The following is an 8,231-nucleotide window of genomic DNA, read 5'->3' on the forward strand; positions in this document are numbered from 1 at the left end:
GGCACACCTTCCTGGAGCCATCGGATGTCGAACGAACAGAAGCTGCGCGACTACCTCAAGCAGGCCGCCAAGGACCTGCGCGAGGCCCGCGGCCGGGTGCACGAACTCGAGGAGCGCGACCGCGAGCCGATCGCGATCGTCGGGATGAGCTGCCGGTACCCCGGCGGCGTCACCTCGCCCGACGAGCTGTGGCGGCTGGTCGCCGACGGCACCGACGCCATCTCGGCGTTCCCGGACGACCGCGGCTGGACCGCCGGCGACGTCTACGACCCCGACCCCGAGACACCCGGCAAGTCGTACGTGCGCGAGGGCGGGTTCATGTCCCGCCCCGCCGACTTCGACCCCGGCTTCTTCGACATCAGCCCGCGCGAAGCCCTCGCGATGGACCCGCAGCACCGGCTGCTGCTGGAGACGTCGTGGGAGGCCTTCGAGCGCGCGGGCATCGACCCGGCTTCCGTGCGCGGCCACAAGATCGGCGTCTACGCCGGCGTGATGTACCAGGACTACGCCGCCCGCCTGACGTCCGTGCCCGAGATCGTCGAGGGCTACCTCGGCAGCGGCAACGCGGGCAGCGTCGCCTCCGGGCGCGTCGCCTACACCTTCGGCTTCGAGGGCCCGGCGATCACCGTCGACACCGCGTGTTCGTCGTCGCTGGTCGCGCTGCACCTCGCCGTCCAGTCGCTGCGCCGCGGCGAGACGACGATGGCCCTCGCCGGCGGCGTGACGATGATCGTGACACCCGCCGGGTTCATCGAGTTCAGCCGCCAGCGCGGCCTCGCCCCGGACGGCCGCTGCAAGTCGTTCGCCGGCGCGGCGGACGGCACCGCGTGGGCCGAAGGCGTCGGAATGCTGCTGGTGGAGCGGCTTTCCGACGCGCGGCGGCTCGGGCACCCGGTGCTCGCCGTCGTCCGCGGCACCGCCGTCAACCAGGACGGCGCCAGCAGCGGCCTGTCCGCGCCCAACGGGCCCGCGCAGCAGCGCGTCATCCGCGCCGCGCTCGCCGACGCCGCGCTGACGTCCGACCTCGTCGACGCCGTGGAAGCGCACGGCACCGGCACCGTCCTCGGCGATCCGATCGAGGCACAGGCCGTGCTGGCCACCTACGGCGCCGAGCGACCGGCCGACCGGCCGCTGCTGCTCGGCTCGTTCAAGTCGAACGTCGGTCACACGCAGGCCGCGGCCGGCGTCGGCGGCGTGATCAAGATGGTCGAGGCCATGCGCCACGGCGTCCTGCCGAAGACCTTGCACGTCGACGAGCCGACCCCGCACGTCGACTGGGAAGCGGGCGCGGTCGAGCTGCTCACCGAGGCCCGGGAGTGGCCGGAGACCGGCCGTCCGCGCCGGGCCGGGGTGTCGTCGTTCGGCGTCAGCGGCACCAACACGCACGTCATCCTGGAGGAAGCGCCGGACGCAGAAGCGCCGGAAACCGCTGCGGCGCCCGCGATCCTGCCGTTCGTCCTTTCCGGACGGACCGAAGCCGCGTTGCGCGCCCAGGCCGGGCGACTGCTGGACGTCGACGCCGATCCGGTCGACCTGGCGGCATCGCTGGCGCTGAACCGGGCGCACTTCGGCGAGCGGGCCGTCGTCCTCGGGGACCTCGACGCGGGGCTGCGTGCGCTCGTCGCCGGGGAACCGTCGCCGTCGGTGATCCGGGACGCCGTCGCCGCGGGCGAAGTCGCGTTCCTGTTCTCCGGCCAGGGTTCCCAGCGCGCGGGGATGGGCCGGGAGCTGTCCGAGACGTACCCGGTCTACGCGGCGGCGTTCGACGAGATCTGCGCGGGTTTCGACCCCCGCGTGCGAGAGCTGGTCCTCGACGGCGGCGCGGACCTCGACCGCACCGAGTACGCCCAGGCCGCGCTGTTCGCCGTCGAGGTGGCGCTGTACCGGCTCGTCGAGTCGTGGGGCGTCCGCCCGGCCGCCCTGCTCGGGCACTCGATCGGTGAGATCGCCGCCGCGCACGTCGCCGGGGTGTTCTCGCTGGCGGACGCGCAGACGCTCGTCACGGCCCGCGGCCGGCTGATGCAGGCGCTGCCGGACGGCGGGGTCATGGTCGCCGTCCGGGCGAACGAGGACGACGTCCGGGCGGCGCTGCGCGAGGGCGTGTCGATCGCCGCGGTCAACGGGCCGCGGTCGGTGGTGCTCTCCGGCGAGGCCGGCGCCGTCGCTGAGGCCGCGGCCGGGTTCGGGAAGGCCAAGGCCCTCACCACCAGTCACGCGTTCCACTCCGCGTTGATGGACCCGATGCTGAGCGAGTTCCGGGCGGCCATCGACGGAATGGCGTTCGACGAACCGCGGATCCCGCTGATCTCCGACGTGACCGGCGCGTTCGCCACGCCGGGCCTGCTCACCAGCCCGGACTACTGGGTGCGGCACGTGCGCGAGACGGTCCGCTTCGCCGACGGTGTCACGGCGCTGCACACCGAGGGTGTCCGAACGCTCCTCGAACTAGGCCCCGACGGCGTGCTGAGCGCGCTGGCCCAGGACTGCCTGCCCGGCGACTCGGCGGCCGTCGCGGTCCTGCGCGCCGGACGGCCGGAAGCGCGTTCGGCCGTCGCCGCGCTAGCCCGGCTCCACACCCGGGGCGTCACCCCGGACTGGAGCGCCTACTTCGCGGGCAGCGGCGCCCGCCGTGTCGACTTGCCGACTTACCCGTTCCAGCGGACGCGCTACTGGCTGGAAGCCACCGGGTCCGGCGGGTTCATCGAGCCCGCCGTGAAGCCGGAACCGCCCACGGGAGCGCTGGCGGCCCGGCTGGCCGGCGCGCCGGCCCACGAGCGGATCCGGGTGCTGACCGACCTGGTCCGCGGGCAGGCCGCGGTCGTGCTCGGCCACGGGTCCGCCGACGAGATCCGCGCGGACCGGCCGTTCAAGGAGCTGGGTTTCGACTCGCTCACCGCCGTCGAGCTGCGGACGCTGCTGGCCACCGCGCTCGGGCGCGAGCTGCCCGCCACGCTCGTCTTCGACCACCCGACGCCGTCGGCGCTGGCCGCGTTCCTCGACGGCGAGGAGATCGCGGCGCCGGAAACCGTGGTGGCGCACGACGAACCGATCGCCGTCATCGGGATGAGCTGCCGCTACCCGGGCGGAGTCGGTTCGCCCGACGACCTGTGGCGGCTGGTCGCCGACGGCACCGACGCCATTTCGCCGTTCCCCGCCGACCGCGGCTGGGACATCGACGCGATCTTCGACCCCGACCTGTCCCGGCCGGGAACCACGTACTCGATCGAGGGCGGGTTCGTCGACGGCGCCGCCGAGTTCGACGCCGCCTTCTTCGGTATCTCCCCGCGTGAAGCGCTGGCCATGGACCCGCAGCAACGGCTGCTGCTGGAGGCGTCCTGGGAGGCGTTCGAGCACGCCGGCGTCGACCCGACGGCGTTGCGCGGCGCGAAGGTCGGCGTCTTCACCGGCACCTCGGCGCAGGACTACAGCTCGCTGCTCGCCACGATTCCGGCCGAGGCCGAGGGGTACGTCGGCACCGGCACCGCGTCGAGCGTCGTCTCCGGCCGGATCGCCTACACCTTCGGTTTCGAGGGGCCGGCGCTCACAGTGGACACGGCGTGCTCGTCGTCGCTGGTGGCGCTGCACCTGGCCGCGCAGGCGCTGCGTTCGGGCGAGTGCTCGATGGCGCTGGCGGGCGGGGTGACCGTGATGTCCACCCCGGCCGGGTTCATCGAGTTCAGCCGCCAGCGCGGCCTCGCCCCGGACGGCCGTTGCAAGTCGTTCGCCGCGGCGGCCGACGGTGTCGGCTGGTCGGAAGGCGCCGGCGTGCTGCTGGTCGAACGGCTCTCGGACGCACTGCGCAACGGGCACGAAGTTCTCGCCGTGGTCAAGGGTTCCGCGGTGAACCAGGACGGCGCTTCGAACGGCCTCACCGCACCGAACGGGCCCGCGCAGCAGCGGGTCATCCGCGCCGCACTGGCTTCCGCGCGGCTGGCACCGTCCGATGTGGACGTCGTCGAGGCGCACGGCACCGGCACGGTCCTCGGCGACCCGATCGAGGCGCAGGCCGTGCTGGCCACCTACGGCCAGGACCGGCCGGAGCCGCTCCTGCTGGGCTCGCTCAAGTCGAACATCGGCCACACGCAAGCCGCGGCGGGCGTCGCCGGCGTGATCAAGGTGGTCCAGGCGATGCGCCACGGCGTGCTGCCGGCGACCCTGCACGTCGACGAGCCGTCGCCGCACGTGGACTGGACGGCCGGCTCGGTCGAGCTGCTCACCGAGGCCCGGCCGTGGCCCGCTTCCGACCGGGTCCGGCGGGCCGGGGTGTCGTCGTTCGGGGTGAGCGGCACCAACGCGCACGTCATCCTGGAGGAACCGCCGGTCGTCGAGCCGCGGGAAGGGGAAGCCCGGCCGGTGCTGCCGTTCGTGCTGTCCGGGCGGGATGCCGAGGGCTTGCGGGCGCAGGCGGCGAAGCTGCGGGCTGCCGACCTCCCGTTCGCCGATGCCGCTCGGACTCTGGCCACCGGGCGGGCGGCGCTGGAGCACCGGGCCGCGGTCGTCGCCGCGGATCGGGACGAGCTGATCGAGGGGTTGGGGGCGCTTGCGGAGGGGCGGGCGCACCGGTCCGTCGTGCAGGGCACGCCGGTGAGCGGCGGGGTGGCGTTCCTGTTCACCGGTCAGGGTTCGCAGCGGGCGGGGATGGGCCGGGAGCTGTACGAGACGTTCCCGGTGTACGCGGCGGCGTTCGACGCGGCCTGTGCGTTCCTCGACCCGCGGGTCGGGGAGCTGTCGGGTGCGCCGGACACCGATCTTGCGCAGCAGGGGATTTTCGCGGTGGAAGTGGCGTTGTTCCGGCTGCTGGAGTCGTGGGGTGTGCGGCCGGACGTGGTCGTGGGGCATTCGGTGGGGGAGATCGCGGCGGCGCACGTCGCCGGGGTGCTGAGCCTTGAAGACGCGGCCACGCTGGTCGCCGCCCGGGGGCGGTTGATGCAGGCGCTGCCCGAAGGCGGCGCGATGATCGCGGTCCAAGCGTCCGAAGCGGACATTCAGGTGCCGGAGGGTGTTTCCCTGGCTGCGGTGAACGGGCCGGACTCGGTGGTGCTGTCCGGTGAGGAAGCCGCGGTGACCGAGTACGCGTCGACGTTCGCGAAGACCAAGCGGCTCAACACGAGTCACGCTTTCCATTCGGCGTTGATGGAGCCGATGCTGGCGGAGTTCGCCGCGGCGATCGACGGGCTCACCGTTGCCGAGCCGGTCATCCCGTGGGTGTCCACTGTGGAAGGTGGCGGCTCGGGCTACTGGGTACGTCAGGTCCGGGAGTGCGTCCGGTTCGCCGACGCGGTCAAGGCCACGAACGCGAGCACGTTCGTCGAGATCGGGCCGGACGCCGTCCTGAGCGCCATGGTCGACGGTGCCATCCCGGTGCTGCGCAGGGACCACGGCGAAGTGCGGACCGCGATGGCCGCCTTGGCGCGGCTGCACGTCCGCGGGGTGACGCCGGACTGGACGCGCGTGCTGCCCGGCGGCCGGAAGGCCGACCTGCCGACGCAGGCGTTCCGGCGCGAGCGGTTCTGGGTGGAGCCGTCCTGGAACGCGGGGGACGTCACCGCCGCCGGGCTGGCCGCCGCGGACCACCCGCTGCTCGGTGCGGCCGTCGAGCTGCCCGGTACCGGCGGGTGTCTGCTCACCGGCTCGCTGTCGGTCAGGACGCACCCGTGGCTGGCCGACCACGCCGTGCAGGGCACCGTGCTGCTGCCCGGCACCGCGTTCGTCGAACTCGCGTTGCGCGCCGCGGACGAGGTGGGCTGCGCGGCGATCGAGGAGCTCACCCTCGCCGCGCCGCTGATCCTGCCGCCGAAGGGCGCGGTCCGGGTCCAGGTCGCCGTCGGGGCGGCCGACGACGACGGCAAGCGGCCGGTCACCGTGCATTCGGCCACCGGCGACGACGACCAGGCGTGGCAACTGCACGCCACCGGCACCCTCGCCCTCGAGGCACCGGCACCGGGCAGCCTGAGCACTTGGCCGCCCGAGGGCGCCGCGGAAATCGACGTCACCGGGCTCTACGACGGCTTGCAGGACAACGGCTTCGGCTACGGTCCCGCGTTCCAGGGCCTGCGCGCAGCCTGGTCGCTCGACGGCGCCGTCTACGCCGAAGTCACCCTGCCCGACGAGCAAAAGGCCGCCGCGGGCCGGTTCGGGCTGCACCCGGCGTTGCTCGACGCCGCTCTGCACGCCGTCGGGCTCGGCGACTTCGTCACCGCCAAGGGACAGGGGCACCTGCCGTTCTCGTGGAACGGCGTCACGCTGCGGACGTCCGGTGCGGCGAGCCTGCGGGTGCGGCTGGCGCCGGCCGGGCCGGACACGATCAGCCTGACCGTCGCCGACGCACGGGGCCGGCCGGTCGCGTCGGCGGAATCCCTGCTGCTGCGCGCGATCTCGGCGGCCGGCATCGAAGCGCGGGCCGAGTACCACCGGTCGCTGTTCCGCCTCGACTGGGCGCCCGCCGCCACTGGTGCCGTACCCGCGGCCACCTGCGCGGTGCTCGGCGACCCCGCACTGGCGGCCGCCTTGCGCGGTGCCGGAGCGGTCGTCAAGACGGGCGGCGAACCGGCGGACTACACGTTCCTGCCGATCACCGGCGACGACGTCCACCAGGTCACCACCGAAGTGCTCCGGACCGTGCAGGACTGGTCCACCGGCCGGCTGGTGTTCGTGACCAGGGGTGCGGACCAGGACGTCGCCCTGGCGGCCGCGTGGGGTCTCGTGCGCACCGCCCAGGCCGAAAACCCGGACCGCTTCACGCTCCTGGACCTCGACGGCGACCTCGACGGCCGCGCCGTCCTGGCGGCCCTCACCGGCGGCGAACCCCAGGTCCGGCTGCGCGGCGGCGAGACCTTCGCGCCCCGCCTGGCTCGCGTCCCGGCGGGGGAGGCGGCCGCACGCGAGTGGAACCCGGACGGCACCGTGCTCATCACCGGCGGCACCGGCACCCTCGGCGGCCTGCTCGCCCGGCACCTCGCCGCGAAGGGCATCCGGCACCTCGTGCTCGCGGGCCGTCGTGGACCGGACACGCCGGGTGCCGCCGAGCTCGTGTCCGCATTGGACGGTCTGGGGGCGCGGGCGGAAGTCGTGGCGTGCGACGCCGCCGACCGCGACGCCTTGGCGTCGCTCCTGGCCGGGATCCCGGCCGAGCACCCGCTGACCGCCGTCGTGCACACCGCCGGCGTCCTCGACGACGGCGTCATCGCCTCGCTGACCCCGGAGCGGTTCGCGACCGTGCTGCGGCCGAAGGCGGACGCCGCGTGGCACCTGCACGAGCTGACCGAGCACCTCGACCTGGCCGCGTTCGTGCTGTTCTCTTCCGCGGCGAGCACGCTCGGCAACGCCGGGCAGGCCAACTACGCCGCCGCCAACGCCGTCCTCGACGCGCTGGCCCGCCACCGGCACGCCCGCGGCCTGCCCGCGACGGCGCTGGCCTGGGGTCTGTGGGAGCAGTCGAGCGGCCTGCTCGGCGAGCTCACCGACGTCGACAAGCGCCGGATGAACCGCGGCGGCTTCGGCGCGCTGGCCACGGCGGACGCGCTCGCGCTGTTCGACACCGCCCTCGGCCTGGCCGAACCGGTGCTGCTGCCGATGGAGCTGGACCTCGCGGCGATGCGGGCGCGGATCGGGAGCGGCCCGGTGCCGCCGCTGTTCCGCGGGCTCATCCGCGGCGCCCGCCGTCCGGCCGCCGCGCCGGAGGAAGGTGCGCTGGCCGCCCGGCTGGCCGCGGTGCCCGCCGAAGAGCAGGAAGCCGTCCTGCTCGACCTGGTGCGGACGCAGGTCGCGGCCGTGCTCGGGCACGCGTCCGCCGACGCCGTCGACCCGGAACGCGGGTTCGGCGACTTCGGGTTCGACTCGCTCAGCGCCGTCGAGCTGCGCAACAACCTGGCCGCCGCGACCGGTCTCCGGCTGCCCGCGACGCTGATCTTCGACTACCCGGACCCGCGGGTTCTCACCGGCTTCCTCCTCGCGGAACTGGGCCGGGGCGAGACCGACGTGGCCGATCCGGCGCTCACGGCGTTGGCCCAGCTCGAGGCCGGTCTGGCCGCCGGGGAACCGGCGGAAGCGACGCGGATGGCGCTTAGAACCCGTTTGGAAGTGCTGCTTGCGACCCTCTACCCGCGGACCGGTGACGAGGGCGGCACCGGTGCGGGCCTGGACACCGCGACGGACGAAGAGCTGTTCGCCCTGATCGACCAGGACTCCGAGGTCCACTAGCGGCCGCCCGCCGACCCACCGATCCACCGAGG

General features: G+C 74.1%; 1 protein-coding gene. It reads left to right on the forward strand.

Annotation, left to right across the window (positions count from 1 at the left end; genetic code table 11):
* Positions 1-24 precede the first annotated feature (24 nt).
* The gene (locus AB0B33_RS19965; protein ID WP_360773687.1) at positions 25-8,199 is read left to right on the forward strand and encodes a type I polyketide synthase; all 8,175 of its coding nucleotides are present in this window, start codon (positions 25-27) and stop codon (positions 8,197-8,199) included.
* The last annotated feature ends 32 nt before the right edge of the window (positions 8,200-8,231 follow it).

It is taken from the genome of Amycolatopsis sp. NPDC049159 (genome assembly GCF_040648295.1).
In the GTDB taxonomy this organism is placed as follows: Bacteria; Actinomycetota; Actinomycetes; order Mycobacteriales; family Pseudonocardiaceae; genus Amycolatopsis; species Amycolatopsis pretoriensis_A.

Excerpts from the sequence above, each read along its gene's own strand:
- AB0B33_RS19965 (WP_360773687.1), top strand. The coding sequence starts at position 25 with ATGTCGAACGAACAGAAGCTGCGCGACTACCTCAAGCAGGCCGCCAAG.